General features: G+C 64.8%; 20 protein-coding genes, 2 tRNA genes and 1 pseudogene. 20 read left to right on the top strand and 3 right to left on the bottom strand.

The window, feature by feature from the left end; all coding sequences use genetic code 11:
• Window positions 1-2: 2 nt before the first annotated feature.
• Entirely contained in the window at window positions 3-1,037 is a 1,035-nt protein-coding gene (locus FXB41_RS04765) for a cysteine synthase A (RefSeq protein ID WP_219680170.1), read from the bottom strand.
• A 759-nt stretch (window positions 1,038-1,796) separates the two neighbouring features.
• Between FXB41_RS04765 and FXB41_RS04760 the strand changes: the two genes are divergently transcribed.
• The 10 genes and pseudogenes from FXB41_RS04760 (at window position 1,797) to FXB41_RS04720 (ending at window position 13,839) form a co-directional block, all read left to right on the top strand.
• A complete protein-coding gene (locus FXB41_RS04760) occupies window positions 1,797-3,248 on the top strand; it encodes an efflux transporter outer membrane subunit (protein WP_376707486.1) in 1,452 nt (483 codons plus the stop codon).
• Complete coding sequence (locus FXB41_RS04755) at window positions 3,238-4,635, top strand: efflux RND transporter periplasmic adaptor subunit (protein ID WP_219680164.1); 1,398 nt, start codon at window positions 3,238-3,240, stop codon at window positions 4,633-4,635. The genes FXB41_RS04760 and FXB41_RS04755 overlap by 11 nt, the downstream gene beginning before the upstream one ends.
• Before the next feature lie 36 nt (window positions 4,636-4,671).
• Complete coding sequence (locus FXB41_RS04750) at window positions 4,672-7,821, top strand: efflux RND transporter permease subunit (protein ID WP_219680162.1); 3,150 nt, start codon at window positions 4,672-4,674, stop codon at window positions 7,819-7,821.
• Window positions 7,821-10,925, top strand: a complete 3,105-nt coding sequence (locus FXB41_RS04745) for an efflux RND transporter permease subunit (protein WP_219680159.1) — start codon at window positions 7,821-7,823, stop codon at window positions 10,923-10,925. Before FXB41_RS04750 ends, FXB41_RS04745 begins: the two co-directional genes overlap by 1 nt.
• Window positions 10,926-10,966: 41 nt before the next feature.
• On the top strand, window positions 10,967-11,701 hold the full coding sequence (locus tag FXB41_RS04740) for a tRNA-uridine aminocarboxypropyltransferase (protein WP_219680157.1): 735 nt from the start codon (window positions 10,967-10,969) through the stop codon (window positions 11,699-11,701).
• A 198-nt stretch (window positions 11,702-11,899) separates the two neighbouring features.
• A complete protein-coding gene (locus FXB41_RS04735) occupies window positions 11,900-12,616 on the top strand; it encodes an ABC transporter permease (RefSeq protein WP_246648613.1) in 717 nt (238 codons plus the stop codon).
• 160 nt (window positions 12,617-12,776) lie between these two features.
• Window positions 12,777-12,896, top strand: a pseudogene (locus FXB41_RS42150) (ATP-binding cassette domain-containing protein); the annotation flags it as partial.
• A gap of 167 nt (window positions 12,897-13,063) precedes the next feature.
• On the top strand, window positions 13,064-13,372 hold the full coding sequence (locus FXB41_RS42145; RefSeq protein WP_246648610.1) for a hypothetical protein: 309 nt from the start codon (window positions 13,064-13,066) through the stop codon (window positions 13,370-13,372).
• Between the two features lie 57 nt (window positions 13,373-13,429).
• Window positions 13,430-13,503, top strand: a tRNA-Cys gene (locus FXB41_RS04725).
• Between the two features lie 189 nt (window positions 13,504-13,692).
• Window positions 13,693-13,839, top strand: a complete 147-nt coding sequence (locus FXB41_RS04720) for a hypothetical protein (protein ID WP_219680155.1) — start codon at window positions 13,693-13,695, stop codon at window positions 13,837-13,839.
• 86 nt (window positions 13,840-13,925) lie between these two features.
• Here FXB41_RS04720 and FXB41_RS04715 read toward each other — a convergent pair whose 3' ends face one another.
• Window positions 13,926-14,120, bottom strand: a complete 195-nt coding sequence (locus tag FXB41_RS04715) for a hypothetical protein (protein WP_219680153.1) — start codon at window positions 14,118-14,120, stop codon at window positions 13,926-13,928.
• A 254-nt stretch (window positions 14,121-14,374) separates the two neighbouring features.
• Between FXB41_RS04715 and FXB41_RS04710 the strand changes: the two genes are divergently transcribed.
• The 8 genes from FXB41_RS04710 (at window position 14,375) to FXB41_RS04675 (ending at window position 23,367) form a co-directional block, all read left to right on the top strand.
• Entirely contained in the window at window positions 14,375-14,638 is a 264-nt protein-coding gene (locus tag FXB41_RS04710; protein ID WP_007591186.1) for a hypothetical protein, read from the top strand.
• Window positions 14,639-15,909: 1,271 nt separating this feature from the next.
• Window positions 15,910-16,278 (top strand): hypothetical protein, encoded by a 369-nt coding sequence (locus FXB41_RS04705; protein ID WP_007591185.1) that lies wholly within the window; start codon window positions 15,910-15,912, stop codon window positions 16,276-16,278.
• 134 nt (window positions 16,279-16,412) lie between these two features.
• A tRNA-Asn gene (locus FXB41_RS04700) sits at window positions 16,413-16,487 on the top strand.
• A 176-nt stretch (window positions 16,488-16,663) separates the two neighbouring features.
• Window positions 16,664-16,843 carry a hypothetical protein gene (locus FXB41_RS04695; RefSeq protein ID WP_007591158.1) on the top strand — a complete coding sequence of 60 codons (180 nt, stop codon included), beginning with the start codon at window positions 16,664-16,666 and terminating at the stop codon, window positions 16,841-16,843.
• Between the two features lie 136 nt (window positions 16,844-16,979).
• Complete coding sequence (locus FXB41_RS04690; RefSeq protein ID WP_219680151.1) at window positions 16,980-17,642, top strand: protein-L-isoaspartate O-methyltransferase family protein; 663 nt, start codon at window positions 16,980-16,982, stop codon at window positions 17,640-17,642.
• A 214-nt stretch (window positions 17,643-17,856) separates the two neighbouring features.
• Window positions 17,857-19,257, top strand: coding sequence for a TolC family outer membrane protein (locus FXB41_RS04685; RefSeq protein ID WP_219680148.1), 1,401 nt, complete (start codon window positions 17,857-17,859; stop codon window positions 19,255-19,257).
• A 306-nt stretch (window positions 19,258-19,563) separates the two neighbouring features.
• A complete protein-coding gene (locus FXB41_RS04680) occupies window positions 19,564-20,337 on the top strand; it encodes a PopZ family protein (protein WP_007591154.1) in 774 nt (257 codons plus the stop codon).
• 153 nt (window positions 20,338-20,490) lie between these two features.
• On the top strand, window positions 20,491-23,367 hold the full coding sequence (locus tag FXB41_RS04675; RefSeq protein WP_219680145.1) for a valine--tRNA ligase: 2,877 nt from the start codon (window positions 20,491-20,493) through the stop codon (window positions 23,365-23,367).
• A gap of 2 nt (window positions 23,368-23,369) precedes the next feature.
• On the opposite strand, the gene FXB41_RS04670 is transcribed toward FXB41_RS04675, so the two are convergent.
• Window positions 23,370-23,972 (bottom strand): DNA-3-methyladenine glycosylase, encoded by a 603-nt coding sequence (locus FXB41_RS04670; RefSeq protein WP_219680144.1) that lies wholly within the window; start codon window positions 23,970-23,972, stop codon window positions 23,370-23,372.
• A gap of 130 nt (window positions 23,973-24,102) precedes the next feature.
• Between FXB41_RS04670 and lipA the strand changes: the two genes are divergently transcribed.
• Entirely contained in the window at window positions 24,103-25,059 is a 957-nt protein-coding gene (lipA, locus tag FXB41_RS04665; RefSeq protein ID WP_219680140.1) for a lipoyl synthase, read from the top strand.
• A gap of 6 nt (window positions 25,060-25,065) precedes the next feature.
• Window positions 25,066-25,536: a type II toxin-antitoxin system RatA family toxin gene (locus FXB41_RS04660; protein WP_219680137.1), complete on the top strand. Its 471-nt coding sequence runs from the start codon at window positions 25,066-25,068 to the stop codon at window positions 25,534-25,536.
• Window positions 25,537-25,932: the final 396 nt, after the last annotated feature.

Genomic DNA, 25,932 nt, shown 5'->3' with positions numbered 1-25,932 from the left:
TTCTAGACGAACGGCAGCTTGATGTTGCTGCGCTTCTCCAGCCATTCCGGCACCGGCAGGTTCTTGGCGCGCATGAAGTCGGCGTTGAACAGCTTTGACTGGTAACGGCTGCCGGAATCGCAGAGCACGGTGACGATCGTCTTGCCCGGTCCGAGCTGCTTTGCGAGGCGGGTGGCGCCGGCGATGTTGATGCCGGTCGAGCCGCCGAGGCACAGGCCTTCGTGCTGGAGGAGTTCGTAGATCACCGTCACCGCTTCGGCATCGGGAATGAGATAGGCGTCGTCGACCTTTGCGCTCTCGACGATTGCGGTCGCCCGGTTGAGGCCGATGCCCTCGGTGATCGAGCCGCCCGGCGTCGCCTTGGCGTCGCCCGTTCTGAAATATTCATACATGCCGGCGCCGTGCGGGTCGGCGCAGGCGATCCTGACGTCCTTGCTCTTCTCTTTCAGGAAGCGGCTGGTGCCGGCCAGCGTGCCGCCGCTGCCGACGGAGCAGACGAAACCGTCGACCTTGCCGCCGGTCTGCTCCCAGATCTCAGGACCTGTGGACTCGTAATGCGCCTTCGCATTGTCGAGGTTGTTCCACTGGTCGGCGAACAGCACGCCGTTCGGCTCCGTCTTACGCAGCTCGTCGGCAAGACGGCGGCCGACATGCTGGTAGCTGTTCGGATTGGAATAGGGCAGTGCCGGTGATTCCAGCAGCTCGGCGCCGCACAGCTTCAGAAAATCCTTCTTCTCCTGGCTCTGCGTTTCCGGGATCACGATCAGCGTGCGGTAGCCGCGCGCGCTCGCCACGACCGCAAGGCCGATGCCGGTATTGCCGGCGGTCGATTCCACGACGAGACCGCCGGGCTTGAGCTCGCCGCGCTTCTCGGCCTCCAGGATCATCCATTTGCCGGCGCGATCCTTCACCGACTGGCCGGGATTCATGAACTCGGCCTTGCCCAGAATGGTGCAGCCGGTCAGTTCGGAAGCGCGCTTGAGCTTGATCAGCGGGGTGTTGCCGATGGCTTCGACAACGTCATTTTTGATGGTCATGTCAGGGGAAATCACTGGCAAAGGGTTGATCAGGTTGGCCAGAACCTAGTGCTTGGGCGGTCAAAGGGGAAGGCTTTTGCGCTGCGGCGAAACCGGCGGAAGTGCCCGGAAGCAGTGAATTTTTGGGAGGAGAGATCGCCGATGCTGCTGCTGTGCTACGCTGCGGGATATCGGTAGGAGGATCTGGCCGGTCCCTGCCAAAACATGGAAGATAAGGGTCGTCGCCAGCGCACCTTCGCCATTGGATCTGAGACATCGCCCTCGAAGAGTGCGGCTGGTACGCGGGAGGCGGTCAAATCTCTGCACGACGAATGCCCATTCGTTTCGACAATGGACGGCCTCGCGAGAGTGGCCCACCTCGGTTTCGAGACCGGACTGAAGCCGCATCGCGAGCGGTGCAGGCGGATTGAAGGGACTGGCGTCGGTGTGGCGGCATTATCACATGAAATCTTGGTAAGCTTGAGCAGGCTCCACGGCCGCATAGGAATGCGAAAAAGCGCTGCAACACAGCACTATTTCGTGCTTTCTTCGTGTTGATGGCGGTGCGCTTTGGCGGTCATTTCGCACCTGCGGGACTGTCCCGCTGTTCCGCACCCGGCTAGTATGGGTGTCCGGTTCCGCAGAAAGCATCATCGCTGTGAACGAGTTATCCAACGCCCGCCGACTGTCCAGCCGCGAATCGGTTAATCCGGCTTCGCGGCGGCGGCTCGATCTGCCCGGCGGGGGGTGGATTTGACACAAGATGATCCTGCGATCGCGGTGCGGCGGTCTCTAGGTTCCGCGTCCCGGACACGACGTGCGGCGCGCTGGCTTGCGGTCGCTTGCCTCGCCGCCGGCTCGGGCGCTTGCGTGCTCACGCAGGATCTTCCCGATCCCGCGCTCGACGTTCCCACGCAGTACAAATACGCCGGCAAGGGCGATGCGCCGCCGTCTCTGGATTGGTGGCGCAGCTTCCGCTCGGCGGAGCTGACACAGCTGATGGAAGAGGCGCAGACCGTCAACCTCGACATTGCCGCCGCCGTTTCGCGCATCGTCGAGGCCGACGCGCAGGCGCGGCAAGCGGGTGCGGCGCTGCTGCCGAGCCTTTCCGGCACCGGGCAGGAGGCCTATTCGCGCACCTCCGGCTCCTCCGCCTCGGGGCTCACCAATGGCGGCCGTGAGGTCGTCAACTACCAGGCTTCGCTGAGCGCGAGCTACCAGCTCGATTTCTGGGGTCAGAATCGGGACGCACTCCAGACCGCGGAAGAAACGGCGCATGCCAACCGTTTCGATCGCGACGTCGTTGCGCTGACGACGCTTGCGGGTGTGGCTAACGCCTATTTCCAGGTGCTGGCCTCGCAGGATCGCATCCGGACCTCACAGCGCAACATCGCGAGCGCGCAACGCATCCTCGATGCCGTCAAAGAACGGCGTAAGGCTGGCACGGGCACCGATCTCGACGTCGCGCAGCAGGAGAGCGTGCTCGCAAACCAGAAGGCCCTGGTGCCGCCGCTGCGCCAGACGCTCGACCAAAACGTCAATGCGCTTGCAGTCCTGGTGTCGCGGCCGCCGGAGAGCGTGCGCGTGCTCGGCGGCTCGCTGAACCGGATCGCTATACCCCGCGTGACGCCCGGCCTGCCGTCCGAGCTCCTGACGCAGCGGCCCGACATTCGCCGGCAGGAGGCGCAACTTGCTTCTGCCACTGCGAACGTCGGCAATGCCCGCGCGCAGTTCTTTCCGACCATCCAGCTCACCGGCAATGGCGGCTATCAGAGCTCGGCCCTGGTCTCGCTATTCCAGCCGCATGCGGCGTTCTTCCAGCTCGTCGGCAGCGCGACGCAGCCGATCTTCGACGGCGGCAAGATCCTCGGCAATTTCGAGTTTGCCAAGGCGCGGCAGGACGAACTGCTCCAGACCTACCGCAAGACCATCATCCAGTCTTTTGCCGATGTCGACAATGCGCTGTTCTCGATCAAGCAGACCACGATCAGGCTGCAATTGCAGCGTGACGTCCTCAACGCCTCCCGCCGCGCCTTCGATCTCTCCGAGCAGCAATTGCGCGCCGGCACCGCCGACATCGTCACCGTGCTCAACACCCAACTGACCCTGTTCCAGGCGGAAGACGCGCTGTCGCAGGCGCAACTTGCCCGCCTTCTTGCTATCGTCAGCCTGTATCAGGCGCTCGGCGGCGGCTGGGAGCCGAGGATGGAGAAACCGGTCAATGCTCTTTAAGCCGGATACGAAGCAGGGCGCGAAGGAGGGAACGGCGAAGAAGTCGCGCGGGCGCGGCTTCGTCATGACCCTGATCACGCTGGCGATCCTCGGCGGGCTCGGCTACTACGGCTGGACCACCTGGCATCAGCAGCCGCAGCAGGCGAACGGCCGCAATCAACGGCCGGATCTGCCGGTACCGGTGCTGGCGGCGACGCCCCGCATCCAGGACGTTCCCGTCTATCTCGACGGCGTCGGCGCGATCCGCGCACTCAACACCGTGACCGTCCGCTCTCAAGTCGACGGCAAGCTGATCGCGGTCAATTTCACCGAGGGACAGGACGTCAAGAAAGGCGACGTGGTCGGCGAGATCGACCCGGCGCTCTACCAGGCGACGTACGATCAGGCTGTCGCCAAGAAGGCGCAGGACCAGGCCCAGCTCGCCAACCAGCGCATCGACCTCACGCGCTACGAGCAGCTCGCCGCGTCCAACGCCGGATCCAAGCAGCAGGCCGACACCCAACGCGCGCTGGTCGCGCAGACCGAGGCGCTGGTCAAGGCTGACCAGGCGGCGATCGACAATGCGGCGGCGACGCTGAGCTACACCAAGATCGTGGCGCCGATCTCGGGCCGCGCCGGCCTGCGCCAGGTCGACCAGGGCAACATCATCCACGCCTCCGACACCACCGGCCTCGTGGTGATCACGCAATTGCAGCCGATCGCGGTGTGGTTCAGCCTGCCCCAGCAGCAGATCATGCGGGTCAACGCCGCCGCGTCGAAGGGCGCGCTCGCCGTCGACGTGTTCGGCAATGACGGCCTCACCGTGATCGACACCGGCAAGCTCACCGGCATCGACAACCAGGTCGACCAGACCACCGGCACGCTCAGGCTCAAGGCCGAATTCCCGAACGCCAATTACCAGCTCTGGCCCGGCCAGTTCGTCAATGTCCGCCTCAAGGTCGAGACCTTGACGCAGGCACTGGTGGTGCCGACCTCGGCCGTGCAGCGCGGACCGATCGGCACGTTCAGCTATGTCATCGGCGAGGACAATTTGGTTGCGGCCAAGCCGGTGACGGTGACGCAGCAGAACGAGCATGACGCCGTCATCGCCAGCGGCCTGTCGGCGACAGACAAGGTCGTCACCACAGGCTTTGCCAATCTGTCCGATGGCTCCAAGGTGGTCATCGGCCGCGACGACCAGACGCCGTCGGCCGATCTCGCGCCACGCAAGCGCTCGCGCGGACCGGATGGTCAGAAGAAGGACGGCGCCAAAGACGGCCAGAGGGACGGACAAGATAAGGACGGCGAGTTCCGCGCCAAGCGCAAGAGCAGCGAGGGCGACCAGAAGGGCCAGACCGGACCGGCACCAGGGCCGGGTGCATCGGGAAGTGGAGCCAAGCAGCCATGATCCCGACGACAGCCGCCTGAGCGGCAGGCGCATCCCATGGGCGTCTCCGAACCCTTCATCCGACGGCCGATCGCGACCTCGTTGCTCGGCATCGCGCTTCTGATCGGCGGGCTGCTCGGCTATTTCGCGCTGCCGGTGTCTGCGCTGCCGCAGGTCGATTTCCCGACCGTGCAGGTGACGACGCAATTGCCCGGCGCGAGTCCCGACGTGATCGCCTCGCTGATCACCGCGCCGCTGGAGCGGCAACTCGGCCAGATCCCGTCGCTGTCGGCGATGAACTCGACGAGCTCGTTCGGCGTCAGCCAGATCTCGCTCCAGTTCGATCTCAACCGCGACATCGACGGCGCGACCCAGGACGTCCAGGCCGCGATCAATGCCGCGGCCGGCGTGCTGCCCAAGACGCTGCCTTATCCGCCGACCTACGCCAAGGTGAACCCGGCCGATGCGCCGGTGATGACGTTGGCGCTGCGCTCCGACACCATCTCGCTACGGGCGATGAGCGACATCGCCGACACGCTTCTGGCGCAGCGGCTGAGCCAGATTTCCGGCGTTGGACGCGTCTCTGTGCTCGGCGGACTGAAGCCGGCCGTCCGCATCCAGGCGGATCTCGCGCGGCTCGCCGCCTATGGCATCGCCATGGAAGACCTGCGCACCGCGATTGCCAATGCCAACGTCTCGGGGCCGAAAGGCTCGCTCGACGGCGCGCAGCAATCCTACATCATCGCCGCCAATGACCAGATCGCCGCCGCCGACGCCTACAAGCCTGTCATCATCGCCTACCGCAACGGCTCGCCGGTCACGATTGCCGACGTCGCCCAGATCGTCGATGGCCTCGAGAACGACCGCACCGGCGGCTGGTATCAAGGCTCGCCCGCGGTCATCATCGACATTCAGCGGCAGCCCGGCGCCAATGTGATCGACGTCGTCAGCCAGATCCGGGCGGAAATCCCAAAGGTCCAGCGCGCTATTCCGGCCGGCGTGAATCTCACCATCGTCTCCGACCGTACCGTCACCATCCGTGCCTCGGTCCGCGACGTGCAGTTCACGCTGATCCTCAGCGTGGTGCTGGTGACGCTGGTGGTGCTGCTGTTCCTGCGCTCGCTCAGGGCCACGCTGATCGCCGGGGTGGCGCTACCACTCTCGCTGATCACCAGCTTCGGCATCATGTATTTCGCCGGCTTCAGCCTCGACAATCTGTCGCTGATGGCGCTCACCATCGGCACCGGCTTTGTCGTCGACGACGCCATCGTGATGATCGAGAACATCGTCCGCCACATGGAAAACGGCGATAGCGCGATGGAGGCTTCGCTGAAGGGCGCCAGCGAGATCGGCTTCACCGTGATCTCGCTGACGGTGTCGCTGATTGCGGTGTTCATCCCGCTGTTGTTCATGTCGGGCCTTGTCGGCCGCATGTTCCGCGAATTCGCGCTGACGCTGACGATCGCGGTCGTGACCTCGGCCGTGGTCTCGCTGACGCTGACGCCGATGATGTGCTCGCGTCTGCTGAAGCATGCCCATGAAGAGCTGGCAGTGCCGGGACTTGCCGCGGTCAGCCGCTTTATCGACCGCACCGTGGGGTTCTATCACCGCACGCTGCTCTGGGTGTTGGAGCGCCAGCGCGCGACGCTGGTCGTGACCCTCGCCACACTGATTGCGACCCTGGCGCTCTATGTCGTCGCGCCAAAGGGCTTCCTGCCGCTGCAGGACACCGCCTCGATCACGGCGGTGACGGAAGCGGGTCCCGACGTGTCGTTCGCAGAGATGCAGAAGCGGCAGGCCGACGCGGCCGACGCCATCAAGGCCGACCCCGATGTAACAGGCGTGGTCTCGGTGATCGGGGCAGGCTCGGTCAATCCGACCACTAATGTCGGCCGTCTGGTCATGACGCTGAAACCCCGCGGCGAGCGGCGCGACGATGTCAGCGTCGTCATCACGCGGCTGAAGGAGCGGGTGGCAGCCATCCCCGGCATGACCGTCTACTTCCAGCCGGTGCAGGATGTGCAGATATCGACCCAGTCGAGCCGCTCGCAATACCAGTACACGCTGACCGGCACCGACGCCGCGCTGGTGTCGGAATGGGCGCGCAAGCTGGTTGCCGAGATGCGGCGCGATCCGCTGTTCCGCGACGTCTCCTCGGAGGCGCAGGAAGGCGGTCTGCGGGCGCAGCTCACGGTCGACCGCACCCGCGCCGGCCAGCTCGGCGTCAGCCTCCAGGGCATCACCGACACGCTCAACGACGCGTTCGCGCAGCGCCAGATATCGACCATCTACGGCCAGGCCAACCAGTATCGCGTGGTGCTGGAAGCGCTGCCGATGTACCAGCGCGATCCCTCGATCCTGTCGAAGCTCTATCTGCCGGGCGGGGCGAGCGCGACCGCCGGCGCGCCCAACGCACAGGTGCCGCTCTCCGCCGTGGCGACGCTGACCCGCACCACCGCGCCGCTCGCGATTTCGCACCAGGCCCAGTTCCCGTCGATCTCGCTCAGCTTCAACCTCGCCCCGGGCGCTGCGCTCGGCGATGCCGTCGAGGCCGTGAAGACCATCCAGACCCGGATTGAGATGCCCAACAGCATCGTCGGCGTCTATGCCGGCGACGCCGCCGAATTCGCCAAGGCACTCGCCGGCCAGCCCTGGCTGCTGCTGGCCGCGGTGATCACGATCTATATCGTGCTCGGCGTGCTCTACGAGAGCTACATCCATCCGATCACGATCCTCTCGACGCTGCCGTCGGCCGGCGTCGGCGCGATCCTGGCGCTGATGCTGTGCGGGCAGGATCTCTCCGTGATCGGGCTGATCGGCATCATCCTGTTGATGGGCATCGTCAAGAAGAACGCGATCATGATGATCGACTTCGCGCTCGAGGCCGAGCGCAGGCAGGGGATGTCGCCCAACGAGGCGATCGTGCAGGCTTGTCTGCTGCGCTTCCGTCCGATCATGATGACGACGCTGGCCGCGCTGTTCGGCGCGCTGCCGCTGGCGATCGAGAGCGGCACCGGCGCCGAGCTGCGCTTTCCGCTCGGCATCTCCATCATCGGCGGCCTGCTGCTCAGCCAATTGCTCACGCTCTACACCACGCCGGTGATCTACCTCGCCCTCGACCGCATCAACCGCCGCCTCGAGCAGGCGCTGCCGCCGGCGGAGTCCGGCGGGCCGCCCGTCGCGGGCGCGACCGAGGGGATGCAGTGATGGCATCGATCTCGGAGCCCTTCATCCGCCGCCCGGTCGCGACCACGCTGCTGTCGATCGGGTTGTTCCTGCTGGGTATCGTGGCTTACGAGTTCCTCCCCGTCGCCTCGGTTCCGAACATCGATTTCCCCGCCGTCTTCGTGTCCGCCAGCCGTCCCGGCGCCGATCCGTCCGTGATGGCCGCGACGGTTGCCTCGCCGCTGGAGCGGCGGCTCGGCGAGATCGCGGGCATCAACCAGATCACCTCGACCTCGTCACTCGGCACGACCAGCATCCAGCTCCAGTTCGACATCGGCCGCAACATCGACAAGGCCGCGCGCGACGTGCAGGCGGCGATCAACGCCGCGCTGGTCGACCTACCCAGCGATCTGCCGACGCTGCCGCGCTTCCGCAAGGCCAATACCGCAGGCGCCCCCGTGTTCGTGCTGGCGCTGACCTCGAAGACGCTGTCCGCCAGCGCGGTCTACGACGTCGCCGATACCGTGCTGGCGCAGCGCATCTCGCAGGTGCCGGGGGTGGGCAATGTGACGATCTCGGGTGCCGACCAGCCGGCGGTCAGGATTCAGCTCAATCCCGTCGCGCTGTCGAACGCCGGCATCGCCACCGACGACGTGCGAACTGCGATTATCAACGCCAACCCGCTCGGTCCGGTCGGCATCTTCAACGGCGAGCGCCAGAGCGAAACGCTGTCGCTCAACAGGCAGATGCGGACGGCGAAAGAGTTCCGCGACATCGTCATCAAAAGCGCGAACGGCAATTTCGTCCGGCTCTCCGATGTTGCCGACATCGAGGACGGCGTCCGTAACGCCCGATCCATCGCTTGGTTCAACAAGCAGCCGGCGGTGCTGATCCAGATCACCAAGCAGGGCGACGCCAACGTCATCGAGACCGTCGACCGGGTGAAGGAGCTGATCCCCGCGCTGAAGCAGTGGATCCCGGCCGGCGTCGACGTCTCCACCTTGGTCGACCGCACCAGTACGATCCGCGCCAGCGTGCTCGACATGCAGTGGACCTTGTTCGCGACCGCCATTCTCGTGATGGTCGTCGTGTTCGTATTCCTGCGACGGCTGACGCCGACGATCGCGGCCGGAATCTCCGTGCCGCTGGCGCTGGCCGGGACCTGCGCCGGCATGTGGGTCGCGGGCTTCTCGATCGACAATCTGTCGCTGATGGCGCTGGCGATCTCCGTCGGCTTCGTGGTCGACGACGCCATCGTCATGATCGAGAACATGTACCGCAATCTCGAACAGGGCATGCGGCCGCTTCAGGCGGCATTGGACGGCGCCCGGCAGATCGGCTTCACCGTGGTGTCGATCAGCCTGTCGCTGATCGCGGCCTTCACGCCGCTGATCTTCATGGACGGCATCGTCGGCCGTCTCTTGCGCGAGTTCTCGCTGACGCTGACCTTCGCGATCCTGGTCTCGACCCTGGTGTCGCTCACGGTGACGCCGATGATCTGTGCCCACTATATCAGGCAGACCACGTCGGGATCCGCCACGCTGTTCGATCGTGTCATCGAGGGCTCGCTGACGCGCATCGTCGCCTTCTACACCCGCACCCTGCGCACGGTGCTGGAGTATCCGCTGCTAACGCTGCTGGTGTTCTTTGCCACCATCGGCCTCACCGTGGTGCTCTACATCAAGGTCCCCAAGGGCTATTTCCCGACCGACGATTCCGGCTTCGTCATCGGGGCGACGCGCGCCTCGGCCGACATCTCGTTCCAGTCCATGCTCAGCCTGCAGCAGCGGCTCGCCGACATCGTGATGCAGGATCCGGCCGTGGCCGGCATCGGCTCCACCGTCGGCAGCGGCGGCGGGCCGGGTGGCGCGACCTCCAATCGCGGCACCATGTTCATCAGCCTGAAGCCGCCGGAGGAGCGCGACCACGTCTCGACCCAGGTGGTGATCGACCGTCTCAGGCGGGCGTTATACCCGGTGCCCGGCATCCGCCTGTTCATGTTCGCCGCCCAGGACGTGCGCGCCGGCGGACGACAGAGCGATTCCGACTACCAGTACACGCTGACCAGCACCGACCTCGGCCTGTTGCAGAAGTGGGCGCCGATCGTGGCCAAGCGCATGGAGAGCGTCGAAGGCATCACCGACGTCTCCAGCGACCGCGATCCCGGCGGGCTTCAATTGACCTTGTCGATCGATCGCCAGAAGGCCTCGGCGCTCGGCGTCCGCGTCCAAGATATCGACAACGCGCTCAACAACGCGTTCTCGCAGCGGCAGATCGGGATCATCTACACCCAACGCAACCAGTACATGACCGTTCTGGAGATGGACCCGAAATTCCAGGTCGACCCGTCCAACCTCGATCGCATCTATGTCGCCGGCGCGGGCGACGCGCAGGTGCCGCTGTCGGCCGTGGTACATGCGACGCGCGGGCTCGCCGCCCTCGCGGTCTATCATTCGCAATCGTTCCCATCGACCACGGTGTCGTTCAACCTGTTGCCGGACGTGCAGATCCAGGCCGCAACGCAGAACATCCAGCGCGCGGTCGAGGAATTGCACATGCCGGAAGGCATCCGCGGCAGTTTTGACGGCAACGCCGGCGATTTCGCCAAGACCAGCGGCCGCCAGCCGCTCCTGATCCTCGGCGCGCTGGTGGCGATGTATATCGTGCTCGGCGTGCTCTATGAGAGTCTCGCCCATCCGCTCACGATCATCTCGACGCTGCCCTCGGCGGGCCTCGGCGCGCTGCTGGCCTTGCAGATCACCAACACGCCGCTGACGGTGATCGCCTTCGTCGGCATCATCCTGTTGATCGGCATCGTCAAGAAGAACGGCATCATGATGGTGGATTTCGCGCTCGATGCCGAGCGCCAGCGCGGCCTGTCTTCGGCGGAGGCGATCTTCGAGGCCTGCCAGGCACGCTTCCGTCCGATCCTGATGACGACCATGGCTGCATTGTTCGCCGGCATTCCGCTGGTGGTCGCGACCGGGCCCGGCACGGAACTGCGCCGCCCGCTCGGCATCACCATCATCGGCGGGCTGTTCGTCTCGCAGATCCTGACGCTCTACACCACGCCCGTGATCTACCTGCTGATCGACCGCCTGCGCCGGCGCCGCGAGCCGCGCCCGGTGCCTGCGCCGGCGGAATAGGCGGGTTGTTGAACAGCCCCGCAAAGCGTATAGCGGCGACCATGTCGAACCCCACCGCCGCTGCGCCGGCCGATCCAATCCCCGAATGCCCGCACTGCCAGAAGCCGATGCCGCTGTGCATCTGCGACAGCGTCACGCCCATCAAGAACCGGCTCTCGCTCCTGATCCTTCAGCATCCGCAGGAGCAGGACAGGGCGCTCGGCACCGCGCGGCTGCTTGCGAAGCATTTCGCCGGTGCCACGCTGCGGGTCGGCTTGTCCTGGCCGAGCCTGTCCAAGGCGCTGGGGCAACCGATCGAGAACGCCTCGCACTGGGCCGTGCTCTATCTCGGCTCGGCGCACGCCGCCGATCTCGAGGCCGAGGGCGAAATCCTGGCGCTCAACCGCAAAGGCGAGGGCGCGGACAACCAGCGCGCGCGCCTCGGCAAGCTCGAAGGTGTGGTGCTGCTCGACGGCACCTGGAGCCAGGCCAAGGCCCTGTGGTGGCGCAACCCCTGGATGCTGAAATGCCAGCGCGTCATCCTCAACCCGGCCGCGCCATCGCGTTACGGCCGCCTGCGCAAGGAGCCTCGGAAGGACGGCCTGTCGACCATCGAAGCGGCAGCGACGATCCTCTCCGTTCTGGAGAAGCGCCCGGACATCGCCGAGACGCTGAATGCCAGCTTTGAACGGATGTTAACCCGCTACCGCGAGGTCCAGACCGAGATGCCCGAATTGGCGCCGAAGCCGCCGGTGAAGGACCGCCGGCGCGGTGTCCGGCGGGTCAAGCGAGCCTGACTCCGGTCCGGATCATCCGTCCGGCCGATTGTCCCGCGAGAGGCGGGCGGATAGAGACCATCGGCCAACAGGCCGCGATCTGCTATCCTGTCGCACCATCGGAACGCCGGAAACGGAAGGGACCGTCGCATTCAGCTTGCAGCCAAGGAGATCCTTGCCCAGGCGGCGCGGTTCGATCGTTGGGGCACGCTCGCCCTGATGGACATTTCGCTGCGCTACCGGCGCACCGTGATCGGCCCGCTCTGGATCACGCTGACGCTCGCCGCGACGATTGCCAGCGTCGGCACGGTCTATGCGGCACTGTTCAAGCAGGACATTGCGAGCTTTCTGCCGCCCTTTGCCATTGGCCTGATCGTCTGGACGCTGATCGCGACGACGCTCCAGGAAGGTTCCAACATCTTCGTGGCATCAAACCATTTGATCAAGGCGGTGCCGGCGCCGCTGATCGTGCATGTTCTCCAGATGATGGCGCGCAACGTCCTCATCTTCGCGCATCATCTGGTGATCGTCGTACTGCTCTATCTGGTAATGCCGTGGCCGCTGCATGGGAGCATGCTGCTCGCGGTGCCGGGCTTTGCGATCCTGCTCGTCGTGCTGCTGGGCGGCTCGGTCGCGCTCGGCATGCTCTGCGCGCGGTTTCGTGACATCGGCTCGGCGATCGTCAGCGGCCTGCAATTCGTGTTCTTCCTGACGCCGATCATCTGGACCGAGGACACCGTGCGCGGCACCGCGTTTTATTGGCTGATCCGCGCCAATCCGTTCGCGACGCTGCTCGATCTGGTGCGCAGGCCACTGCTCTCACAGCCGACCGATGCGGAGCAATGGCTGCCCGGGGTCATCTATGCGACCGTCGTGGCCGTCATCGGCCTCGGCTGCTACGCGAAATACCGCCATCGCGTGGCGTATTGGCTGTGAGGCGCGAGATATGACCCCCGCAGCTCATATCGCGCTTCGCAACGTCTCGGTGAGATTTCCGGTGCTGTCGTTCCGCGACCGCTCGCTGCGCAGCCGGTTCGTCAACGCGGTGACACTGCGGCGGACGACCCCGCACATCGTCTCCGCGTTGAACGATGTCAGTCTCGACATCCGTGCCGGCGACCGCGTCGCCATCATCGGCGCCAATGGCGCCGGCAAGACCACGCTGCTGCGGGTGCTCGCCGGCATCTACCATCCGACGTCCGGCAGCGTGGACGTGCTGGGCCGCTGCCAGCCGCTGTTCGATCTCTCGGCCGGATTCGACGAGGAAGCGACCGGCTACGAGAACATCATGCGGCGCGGGCTCGTGATCGGCGCGCGGCGCTCCGAGATCGACGACCGGCGCGCGGAGATCGCCGCATTCACCGGCTCGGCGAACGGCTCGACTTGCCGCTGCGCACCTATTCCAGCGGCATGATGCTGCGCCTGATCTTTGCGGTCGCAACCGCCGTCGAGGGCGAGATCGTGCTGCTCGACGAATGGATCGGCGTCGGCGACCAGCAGTTCCGCAAGAAGGCGCGGCAGCGGCTCGACGAGATCGTCGTGCGCGCCGGCATTCTGGTGCTCGCCTCGCACGACGTCGAGCTGATCAAGAGCACCTGCAACCGCGCGATCCTGCTGGAGGAGGGGCGGATCGTGGCGGCCGGTGCGACCGATGAGATTCTCGGCCAATATCTCGGCGGCGCGAAGGCGTAGCTGCCCGGTCGGGGTTGCCTAAACCCGTGATCCCCTATATTGCTCCGCCCTCGTTGGGGCCACGTGGCGGAGTGGTTACGCGCCGGTCTGCAAAACCGTTTACTCGGGTTCGAGTCCCGACGTGGCCTCCATCACAACCTCCTGATATCTCAGCGAATATCCGATCGTGTCGCGGCTGCCATCAGCCTGCGGGGGCGATACGTGCCGGCTGCGCACACCGGGTTTGCCTGGGGGCCCGCGGAAACCCGCCATTCAGCCCGCTGGCATAGTCTTCGCATCTGCGAAGTGATGCATCCCAACGATCGAGCGCTGGAGAGCACGTGAGCGAAATCGTCCGATTTGTCCCCAAATCCGAGCTGGAGCGGGCTCGCCTCATTCGCGAGGCCCGCGCGATCTACGACAGCATCTTTCCCTCGGCCGTACCCGACCAGGCGCCGCAGGACGACGGGGAGCGCGTCAAGACTTGATCGCGGTCGCGCCGGATTTCGCGGCGTAGAGCCCACAGCAAAACGCCCGCAGAGCGCGGGCGCATCGGCTCACGGCGAGATTGGCTTCAGCAGGCCGCGTACCAGCCGTCCGGGAAAGGTAGCAGGGGCCACGCGCCCTCGTTGTCATTGGCAGCTTTGGGCTTCGCGTAATAGGTCCACGAGCGCGGCACGAAATCCTCCCCCGGCACGAACGCCAGATCTTCATGGATCATGGCGTCCTGGACGGCGTCCAGCAGTAAGTTGAATTCGGCTTCGCTCATCACACCCTCCGGCCCGCGGATGGCGCAATATCGCAAAGCGGGTTTGCTTCCCGGTTGAGCCGATCGTTCGTATTTTAACGATCGGCCAATCGGGTCCCGATTGGTTAGCGATTGATGAAATCCCGTTGGGAAACTTAGGTTCCTGCCGGGTGCCCGCAGTGTGAAGGAGGTCACATCGTCCGCTGTTTATTTCTCCTACCCCTTCGCACACCGGCCAACACAGGCCGGCGGGCAAGGCAGACGGGAGACTGGTCATGAAGGCGAGGTTCTTGCGGTTTGCGGGTGTGAAAAGCCGGGCGCGTCGCGCCTCGACGGTCGGGCTGTTCCTGACGCTGTTTGCCTCCGCCGCCCATGCTCAGCAGGGAACGCCCGAGCAGCGCCGGGCCTGCACCCCCGACGTCTACCGGCTCTGCGCCGGCGAGATCCCCAACGTCCGGGCCATCACGGCGTGCCTGCGCCGTAACAGGTCAAGCTTGAGTGAGGCTTGCCGCACCGTGTTCGATCAGGGCGGCGGCTGACATACCGGGCCTGTGGGTTTGTGCGCAGCAAGTGGCTCGCGCGGGCTCGCGAATCCGGCATAGTCGGCCTGTGGATATGCCTGTGGGTATGCTGCGGAAAGACTGTGGACGGGGGTGATGTGCTTCGGATGCCGGCCGCAGATGCGTCCTTCGATTGTCATATCTGTGTCAAATGACCTCACCGCATGATTCCCTAATCGGGCAGATCGCTGCGTCGCGCAAGATCATGTTGTTTCTCCGAATTCGGAAATTGATGCCGCGAGGGTTCCTCACGAGCAGTTTTTGGCAGCCGGCTGCTAGGACGCACTGATCGAGATCGACCCGGTGTGTCGGCGGCCGTGAGGCGACAGCCGATAGCCCGGATTCGCGAAGCAATCCGGGCTTCAATCCCTTGCGTTGCCCGACGGGCAAAACACCCAAACGACGGGTCAATCCGCTCGCGCAAAAATATTCCGCTTTACCGAAATTCGGCTTTGGCGTATTCAGCCGCCACCTCATCCCGGTCAGAGGGGCGTATCGCGATCGTCACGAAACGTGGGGTGAGCTGCGGTGGACGCGGGCAGCATCGGCGCGAAGGGCTTCGCAGGGCGGCAAAACCGTGAGCGAAGGCGTCGCGCACACGACCGGTGCTGACAGCGTACGGCAAAACCGTGTCGTCCTGACGCCCGGGGTCTGTGCGTCAAGTCTTGTGGTGATGTGGGCGGCCCGACCGGGCATCCGCATCAGCCATCCGCAAGGCGACGGGGGCAATAGTGCATCGCTCCCCGGGGAGAGCACGGCATAAGCCGTCAAACCACTGCGCAGGGAAGGCCGTGTGTTGGGCTTCACCTGTATGCCGCTGTGCAGCCTCTCGTAGCGCAACCTTCGCACAGTGGACCGTGGGTGCCAGCCGGCACCCGGTCTTCCCTGCGCCCTCTGACGGAGGAGGGTGGACGAGACAAAGCAAAGCTCGGGCGAGATGCGTCGCGAGGAAGCGAAGCCGTGCCTGCGACAAGAATCATATTGAGCGCGCAGCGCCGGCGCCCGCGCCGGAGACAACAAGCCGCGCCGATCTATGAATGCCGGTTCATTGCTGCGGAGAATTCGAATCGGTAAGAATTGGCTCGCTGCGCGTCTCGCGTCGTGCAGAGAGCCGGAGGCGGATCGATCGCGTCTTGAACCTTTCGATTGCGCCTCCGACGAATCCTCCAAGGCAACACCATTGGTTGCCGCGGCGCCTGCGCCGATCGACGTCAGGCACCGAAAGCCCGTTTCGATCGGGGGAATTTCATATGAAGTATTTTCTGTCTGCACTGATCGCGATCGGTCTATCGATTGCCGCCGCGCCGTCGTTCGCGGCTGACGCGCGCAACGTCACTGTCGTCAACGAGACCGGCTATGCCATCAAATTCCTGGGCTTCAACGCCCCGGACGATGGCATGGACGAATGGGACAACGAGCTGGACAAGGTTTTGCAGAACCAGGCGAGCACCTATGTCGAGTTCGACGATGACGACGAAGGATGCGTCTGGAACGTCCGCGTCGACTGGCAGAACTATGACGAGACCGTGCTCTGGAAGAACGTCAACCTCTGCAAGTTCACCGCGCTTCGGCTGCGCTACGATTCCGGCACCAAGACCACTTCGTTCGTCGCCGAGTAACTTGACCTGAGGCCAGGCGGAGGAGGGGCCACGCGCCCTTCCTCGCCGCAATGTGCGAGATGGCGAATTCGTCCTTTGCAAGCGCAAGCGGCTTTGTTATACGCAGCCGCGCGCGAACGACGGGTTCGCCCTTTTCCTCGGTAGCTCAGCGGTAGAGCATCCGACTGTTAATCGGATGGTCGCTGGTTCGAATCCAGCCCGGGGAGCCAAATTCCGCTTCATCGTCAATGGTTTGCGTCCAGACTCTGATCTGGGATGCGATCTCGTTGCGGCAAATTCTCAATTAGATGTGTACCGTGGCGAGCCCGCATCCTCCGCCGCGACGCCAAAACGACTCAATTGAAATCGAGCTTCCAGGCGCCGGTCCTTTACGGAGCTGATTCCCATGCGAGACATCCAGGTCGACCGTTCCCCGTTGGCTCCCTCCATTCTGCCGGCGGACATCCCCGAACTCAGCGATGACGAATGCCTCGCCTGTCTCGCGCGGGCGGTCGAGACCCACGATTCGGCACGGCTGGATGAAGTCGCCGCATTGATCGGCCGCCTCGCAGTCACGATCGAATAGGCGGCTCACCCTCGACGTTGCGAGTTGCGGAAGGGCCCGTTTCGCGGGCCAAAGCCATGTTGCGTTTTCGCAGGGCCTGTTCCAAAGATGCCGCCAACTTTCGTCCGCGGCATCGTCCGCCTTGCAGGGTCCGCAAATGTCCGTTTTCTCGACGGCGCGCCTAAAAATGGTCGATGGCCAGGTGCGCACCAGTGACGTCACCGACCGTCGTGTTCTTGATGCCATGCTCACGGTTCCGCGCGAGGCCTTCGTGCCGGCCAGCCGGCAGGCATTGGCGTATCTCGACCTCGATCTCGACGTCAGCGAGGGCGGCGCCAAGCGGTTCCTGATCAAGCCGCAACTGACCGGCAAGTTGCTCCAGGCCGCCGAGATCGGCGAGGATGACAACGTGCTGGTCGTCGGCTGCGCCACGGGCTATCTCGCTGCGCTGACCGCCAAGCTTGCGCGTCAGGTCACCGCGACGGAATGCGATTCGGCCTTGGCCGCGAAGGCCAAGGACGCCTTCGCCGCCCTCGGGCTCGCCAACGTGGCCTGCAAGGCCGCAGCCTGCACCGAGGGTGATGCCGCTGCTGGCCCCTATGATGTGATCGTCCTCAACGGCGCCACAGAGGTGACGCCGACAGGGCTGCTCGGGCAGCTCAAGGAGGGTGGGCGCCTGTTGGGGGTCTCGGCCGAATCCAGGCCGCCGCGAGCCATGATCGTCACCCATACTCACGGCGAATTCGGCCATCGGGCGCTGTTCGATGCCGCGGCCCCGGTCCTTCCCGGGCTGGAACGAGCCGCCGCCTTCGTGTTCTGACGGCCCGATAGCGGCTTTGGCCCGTTAAAATCCCGTTCTGAATCAGAAGTGTGGCCGGGATGCTGCACGTGAAGAGTTTCCACCGAGAACCACCCTCAGGTAGTTCCGTCGCGCTTGACCGCGTCCTATGTTGCGGCGGGGCAACGACTCCACTCGTAGACGGTAACCCAGCTCGCGGGCACGAGCCGGGCGTTAGAATGAACGGAATTTTTGGATGCATGGGGTGAAGTTCTTCACCGGAGCAGCGGTTTCGGTCCTGCTGCTGGCGCTTGCCGGGCCGACGCCTGCCTCGGCGGATACGATCGAGGCTGCGCTGGTGCGCGCCTATCAGAACAATCCGCAGCTGAACGCGCAGCGCGCCCAGGTGCGCTCGACCGACGAGAACGTGCCGCAGGCGCTGTCGGGCTATCGGCCCAAGGTCAATGTGACCCTCGGCAGCGGGTATCAATATCAGGACGTCCAGGCGACGCAGAATGTCGTCCCCCCCACCCCCAAGTCGATCTCCGGCTTGCTTCAGCCCAACAGCGCCAGCGTGAGCGTCAGTCAGACACTCTACAACGGCAATCAGACCGCCAACAGGACGCGCGTTGCGGAGAGCCAGGTGTCGGGTTCCCGCGAGGCATTGCGTGTGCTCGAGCAGACGGTCCTGCTGCAGGCTGCCACGGCCTATATGGATTTTCTGCGCGACTCGGCCACGCTCGAAGTTCAGCGCAGCAACGTGCGCGTGCTCGAACAGACGCTCAAGCAAACGCGCGATCGCTTCAATGTCGGCGAGGTGACGCGCACGGACGTCGCGCAATCCGAAGCGCAGCTGGCTGCCGGCAGGACCCAGGCCCTGACCGCCGAATCGAATCTCACGACGACGCGCGCGAACTTCCGCCGGATCATCGGCAACGAGCCGGCGGCCCTCGCCCCCGGCTCGCCGGTCGATCGCTTCCTTCCTGCGACGATAGCCTCCGCCGTTGGTCTCAGCCTTGTCGAGAATCCCAACGTTACGGCTGCCATGTATGGCATCGACGTCAACTACCTCCAGGTCAAGATCAACGAAGGCGCTTTGCTGCCGACGGTCACGGTCGCGGCTACTGCCAGCACAGCCTACCAGCAGCAGCTGACGATCTTCCGAACGAGTTCCGCGTCCGCCCTCGCGACAGTCGCTGTGCCGATCTATCAGGGTGGCACAGAATATGCGCTGATCCGCCAATCGAAAGAGAACCTGGCGCAGCAGCGCCTGAATCTCGAAACCACCCGCGATCAGACCCGCGCCAACGTCGTGCAGGCCTGGGGCCAGTTGGAAGCCGGCAAGGCGCAGGTGCAGTCCGCGCAGGCGCAGGTCACGGCGTCCGAGATCGCGCTGAACGGCGTGCGCGAAGAGGCTAAGGCCGGGCAGCGCACCACCCTCGACGTGCTCAATGCGCAGCAAGCGCTGGTGAACGCGCGCGTTGCGCTCGTCACTGCCCAGCATGACCGCGTGGTGGCGTCCTATTCGGTGCTCAACGCGGTCGGTCGTCTGGCGCCGCAGGTGCTTGGTCTCAACACCACGGTCTACGATCCCAGCGTGCACTACCAGCAGGTCCGCGACAGCTGGGCCGGCGTACGCACGCCAGACGGACGCTAGAGTCCCGTAGTCATCCGGTCGGCCTCGCGAATAGCCGAAGCCGACCGGTGCTTTGCTTGCAATCATCAAAATCCCTGACATAGCCTTGCCAAGAAGATGCGGGTCGATTCGCTCTGCATCCGATGCCGTGTGCGTAAAGCATGAGGTGCCGAGGGCAGGGGCGCACCGCTGCACGTTGAGCCGTCATCTGGGGACAAGTCGGGCTGCCGTGACGAAAATGTCGGGCCAGCCATCCGGAACCGGCCAATCCTGTCGTGCTTGGTGTAAAACAACGCATGCGAGGGCGTTGATGATGTGGAGTCGGAGATGACGCAGCCTGCAAAGGTCACAGAACCCTCGATGGAGGAGATTCTGGCCTCGATCCGGCGCATCATTGCCGATGATGAGGCCAAGCCGCCGCCGGCGGATGCTGCCAAGTCCGAGAAAGCTGCCGCCCCCGCCGCCCCACCGAAGCCGCAGGCGATCAACGATATTCCGCCATCCAAGGTCGTGCCGCCCAAACCGGCCGCCGAGAAGCCCGTACCGCCTTCAGCCGCAAAGCCGGCGCCGCCGCCGGCCCCCGCGCCCGAGGCGGATGCATCCAACAATCAGGACGATATCGACGCGCTGCTGGCGGGCCTCGACACGGCCACGGCTGCGCCGGAAATCCGTGCTCCCGAGCCGGAGCCCGAACCTGAGCCCGACGTGCTGGAATTGACTGACGATATGGCGCTGGCGATGGAGCCGACGCCGCCTCCGCCGCCGCCGAGCTTCCGCAAGGTCGAGCCGCGCGACGATCTCGAATTCGCCGAATCGCCGCCGCCGCGTCCGACGCCGGCATCCTATGCGCCGGTGGACTTCGATGCGCCGCCATTGCCGCTCCAACAGCCGATCCTGGCGCAATCGACGGTCTCCGCGGTCGAATCCGCCTTCAATTCCCTGGCCCACACGGTGCTCAGCAGCAATGCGCGAACGCTGGAGGATCTGGTTAAGGAGATGCTGCGTCCGATGCTGAAATCCTGGCTGGACGACAATTTGCCCGGCCTGGTCGAACGCATCGTGAAGGCCGAAATCGAGCGGGTATCGCGCGGCGGCAGGTAGATCGGGCCGCAGAGCCCTCATAAAGCCCCGCTTGTGGGTCATATTCTGCCTCCCGACCGGATCGGAAAGCCCTGCTGCCGCCTGGCTTTCCTTTGACCTTTCCGTTGACTTGTCCGTTGACTTGGACCCCGTGCGCGGCTTTCTAACAGCGCCATGATCGAGAAAAATTACCAGCCCGCCGATATCGAAGCCCGCATGTCCGTCGTGTGGGAGGACAGCCTTGCGTTCAAGGCCGGCCGCCCGGACCGCCGCGACGCAGTGCCCTTTACCATCGTGATTCCGCCGCCGAACGTGACGGGCTCGCTGCACATGGGCCACGCCCTCAACAACACCCTCCAGGACATCCTGTGCCGCTTCGAGCGCATGCGCGGCCGCGACGTGCTGTGGCAGCCCGGCACCGACCATGCCGGCATCGCCACCCAGATGGTTGTCGAGCGGCAACTGATGGAGCGCCAGCAGCCCAGCCGTCGCGAGATGGGCCGCGAGAAGTTTCTGGAGCGGGTCTGGCAGTGGAAGGCCGAGAGCGGCGACACCATCATCAACCAACTCAAGCGGCTCGGCGCCTCCTGCGACTGGTCGCGCGAACGCTTCACCATGGACGAGGGCCTCTCCAAGGCCGTGGTCAAGGTCTTCGTCGAGCTGCACCGCGACGGCCTGATCTACAAGGACAAGCGGCTGGTCAACTGGGACACCAAGCTGCTCACTGCTATCTCCGATCTCGAAGTGCAGCAGACCGAGGTCAAGGGTAGCCTCTGGTACCTGCGCTATCCGATCGAGGGCAAGACTTTCAGCCCCGAGGATCCCTCGAGCTTCATCGTCGTTGCCACCACGCGCCCGGAGACCATGCTCGGCGATAGCGGCGTCGCCGTGCATCCCGACGACGAGCGCTATCAGAAGCTGGTCGGCAAGAACGTGATCCTGCCGCTGGTCGGCCGCAAGATCCAGATTGTCGCCGACGATTATTCCGATCCGGAGAAGGGCTCGGGCGCGGTCAAGGTGACACCGGCGCACGACTTCAACGATTTCGAAGTCGGCAATCGCCATGGCCTCGCCCGGATCAGTGTCATCGACAAGGAAGGTTGCCTCGATCTCCTCGAGAACGAGGATTATCTGCGCGACCTGCCGGAAGGTGCCTCGCAGTTCGCCGAGGAGTTCAACAAGCTCGATCGCTTTGCTGCGCGCAAGCGCATTGTCGAGCGGTTGGAATCGTTCGGCTTCGTCGAGCGGATCGAGCCCCACACCCACATGGTGCCGCATGGCGACCGCTCCGGCACGGTGATCGAGCCCTATCTGACCGACCAATGGTATGTCGACGCCAAGACGCTGGCGAAGCCCGCGATGGCGGCAGTGCGTTCCGGCGAAACCACGTTCGTGCCGAAGAACTGGGAAAAAACCTATTTCGAGTGGATGGAGAACATCCAGCCGTGGTGCATCTCGCGCCAGCTCTGGTGGGGTCACCAGATCCCGGCCTGGTACGGTCCCGACGGCAAGGTGTTTGTCGCCGAGACCGAGGAGGAGGCCGTCAGCCACGCGCTTGGCTATTACGTCGAGCAGGAAGTCATCACGGTCGAGCAGGGCCGCGAGATGGCGCTCGACCGCAACAAGCGTGATGGTTTCATCACGCGCGACGAGGACGTGCTCGACACCTGGTTCTCCTCGGCGCTGTGGCCGTTCTCGACCCTCGGCTGGCCCGCGGACGCGCCGGAAGTGCAGCGCTACTACCCCACCAACGCGCTGGTGACCGGCTTCGACATCATCTTCTTCTGGGTCGCCCGCATGATGATGATGGGCCTTCACTTCATGAAGGAGGTGCCGTTCTCGACGATCTACATCCACGCCCTCGTCCGCGACGAGAAGGGCGCCAAGATGTCGAAGTCGAAGGGCAACGTCATCGATCCGCTCAGCTTGATCGACCAATATGGTGCGGATGCGCTGCGCTTCACGCTTGCGGCGATGGCCGCGCAGGGGCGCGACATCAAGCTCGCCACCAGCCGCGTCGAGGGCTATCGCAATTTCGCGACCAAGCTCTGGAATGCGTCGCGCTTCGCCGAAATGAACCATTGCGCCGTGCCCGAGGGTTTCGAGCCGGCCAAGGTCAAGGAGACGCTGAACCGCTGGATCGCGCATGAGAGCGCGCACACCACGCGCGAGGTGACCGAGGCGATCGAGGCCTATCGCTTCAACGACGCCGCCGGCAGCATCTACCGCTTCGTCTGGAACGTCTATTGCGACTGGTATCTCGAGCTCGCAAAACCCGTGCTGCTCGGCCCCGACAGCCCTGCCAAGGCCGAGACCCGCGCCATGGTGGCATGGGCGCGCGACGAGATCTTGAAACTGCTGCACCCCTTCATGCCCTTCATCACCGAGGAGCTGTGGGAGGTGACGGCCAAGCGCGACGGTCTGCTCGCGCTGGCGCCGTGGCCGCTGAAGCCGGCCGGGCCGACGCCGGAGCAGCTTGCGATGCTCGCGGCGACGACGGGGCCGACCGATGCGCTCGTCTCGCCGGTTTGGGTGCTGCCGATCTTCGACCATGCCGACTTCACCGATCCCGCCGCCGAGGCCGAGATCGGCTGGGTCATCGACCTTGTCACCCAAATCCGTTCGGTGCGCGCCGAGATGAACATCCCGCCGGCGACCCTCACGGCGCTGGTGCTCGCAGGCGCCTCGGCCGAGACGAAGGAGCGCGCGCCGCGCTGGAGCGACGTCATCAAGCGCATGGCGCGGCTGTCGGATATCTCCTTCGCCGACCGTGCGCCCGACGGCGCGGTCCAGCTCCTGGTGCGCGGCGAGGTGGCCGCGCTGCCGCTGAAGGGCGTGATCGACGTCGCCGCCGAGCGCACGCGTCTCGACAAGGAGATCGGGAAGGCTGACGCCGACATCAAGCGCGCCGAGTCCAAGCTGGCCAACGAGAAATTCGTCGCCAACGCGGCCGAGGAGGTCGTCGAGGAGGAGCGCGAGAAGCGCGAGGCCGCGCTGGCCCGCAAGGCCAAGCTGCTTGAGGCGCTGGAGCGGCTCAAGCAGGCGTCGTAGGCTTATTTCGGAAACGGCTTGCTCAAAAACTTCGAACCCCTGACGCCATAGCGCCAGGGCAGCTCGGCCGCCTTTGTGATGCCGATCCGGATGCCGGCCACCACCTCGACGTCCTCCGTCCGCGCATGCAGCGCGATCGGCGGACGGTCCAGCGGCAAGGCATTGTGCGCGATGGTGATGCCGAGCGATTCGGTCAGCTTGCCCGGGCCCGAGCACAACGCGTGCAAATCCTGGAGATGGCGCCGCCGACGCATCGCGGCGATACCATGGGTCGGCTCCAACGCGCGGATCAGCACGGCGCTGGCCGAGCCTTCTTCCTCGCAGACGAAGTTCACGCACCAGTGGATGCCGTACGAGCGGTAGACATAGGCAAAGCCGGGCGGGCCGAACATCACCTGGTTCCGCGGCGTGAGGCCATTGTAGGAGTGCGCCGCCGGCTCGGTATGATGATAGGCCTCGACCTCGACGATGATCCCGCCGACGCCGTCGACCAGCATGGTTGCACCGATCAAGTCGGGCGCGACCTCGTGCACGCTGCGTGCGAAAAAGGCACGCTTCAGCGCTTTGCCGAGCCGGGGTGTGGAAGGTTTCGAGACTGGAGCCATTCGAGGTGAGAATCGCCAGAGAACAGAGCAGGATATTGCCCATATCTGCCATGTTCCCTGAAGCGGGGCGAGCCGGGTTGCGATGCCCGGCGAGACCGACTAGGTAGGACTTGGTCAGACCGGACACCCCATGGTCGTTATTGTCGATACCATCTCGAACCCGCTGCGCCCACGTCACCCCGAAAAGGTGAATCGGCCCGATTCCGCTTCGCCGCCGAAGCCGGACTGGATCCGCGTACGCGCGCCCAACACCCGCGGCTATGCCGACACCCGCAACATCGTGCGCGCCAACGGCCTGCATACGGTGTGCGAGGAGGCAGGCTGCCCGAATATCGGCGAGTGCTGGGACAAGAAGCACGCGACCTTCATGATCATGGGCGACACCTGCACCCGCGCCTGTGCATTCTGCAACGTCAAGACCGGCATGCCGAACGCGCTCGACGCGGCCGAGCCGCAGAACGTCGGAGAGGCCGTGGCCAAGCTCGGGCTTGCCCATGTCGTCATCACCTCCGTCGACCGCGACGATCTCACCGACGGCGGCGCCGAGCATTTCGCCCAGACCATCCGCGCGATCCGCGCCGCGTGCCCCTCGACCACGATCGAGATCCTGACGCCCGATTTCCTGCGCAAGGAGGGGGCGCTGGAGGTTGTCGTCACGGCGAAGCCCGACGTGTTCAACCACAATCTCGAGACCGTGCCGTCGTGCTATCTCACGGTGCGGCCGGGCGCGCGCTATTTCCATTCGATCCGGCTGCTGCAGCGGGTCAAGGAGCTCGATCCCACCATCTTCACCAAGTCCGGCATCATGGTCGGCCTCGGCGAGGAGCGCCACGAGGTGCAGCAGGTGATGGACGATCTGCGTTCGGCCGACGTCGATTTCCTGACCATCGGGCAATATCTCCAGCCGACCCGCAAGCATCACGCCGTGATGCGCTACGTGCCGCCGGACGAGTTTTCGTCCTACGAGAAGGTCGCCTACACCAAGGGCTTCCTGATGGTGTCGGCGAGCCCGCTCACCCGTTCGTCGCATCATGCCGGCGAGGATTTTGCGAAACTGAAGGCCGCGCGGGCAGCAAGCGCCCGCTGAATCGCCATGCCCAATTTTTCGAGCAAGCGCCGTGTCGATCACAGCGCGTCCGAGATGTTTGATCTGGTCGCCGACGTCGAGCGCTACCCGGAATTCGTGCCGCTGTGCAGCGCGCTGAAGGTCCGTCAGCGTATGGCGAAACCCGACGGCACCGAGGTGCTGGTCGCGGACATGACAGTGTCGTTCAAGCTGGTCAGGGAATCCTTCACCAGCCGCGTGACGCTCGACCGTGCCAATCTGAAGATCCTGGTCGAATATCTGCAAGGTCCCTTCAGCAATCTGGAAAACCGTTGGACGTTCGAGCCCAAAGGCGAGAGCGTTTGCGATGTCGGCTTCTTCCTTGCCTACGAGTTCAAGAGCCGCATGCTGGCGCTCCTGATGGGCTCGATGTTCGACGCCGCGTTCGCGCGATTTTCCATCGCGTTCGAGAAGCGAGCGGATTCGATCTACGGACGGCGGAAGCTGGCGTCGTCGTAGTGGACGGGCACGCTCTCTCCTCCGTCATTGCGAGGAGCCCTTGCGACGAAGCTATCCAGAGCCTTTCCACTGAGGGATGCTGGATTGCTTCGCTCCGCTCGCAATGACTGAGGAGGCGGCGTCGACACTCTCCAACAACTCTCGTCCTACGTCGCAGACACGGGTGTGCAGCCCCGCGGCGTGTCTCGCCCGAGCTTGGCTTTTGGCGTCGCCCCCAATTGCCAGAGGGCGCAGGGAAGACCGGGTGCCGGCTGGCACCCACGGTCCACTGTGCGAAGGTTGCGCTACGAGAGGCTGCACAGCGGCATACAGGTGAAGCCCAACACACGGCCTTCCCTGCGCAGTGGTTTGACGGCTTATGCCGAGTTCTCCCCGGGGAGCGATGCACTATTGCCC

This window comes from Bradyrhizobium canariense, from assembly GCF_019402665.1.
Taxonomy (GTDB): domain Bacteria; phylum Pseudomonadota; class Alphaproteobacteria; order Rhizobiales; family Xanthobacteraceae; genus Bradyrhizobium; species Bradyrhizobium canariense.
This window is presented reverse-complemented; position numbering and strand designations above follow the sequence as displayed.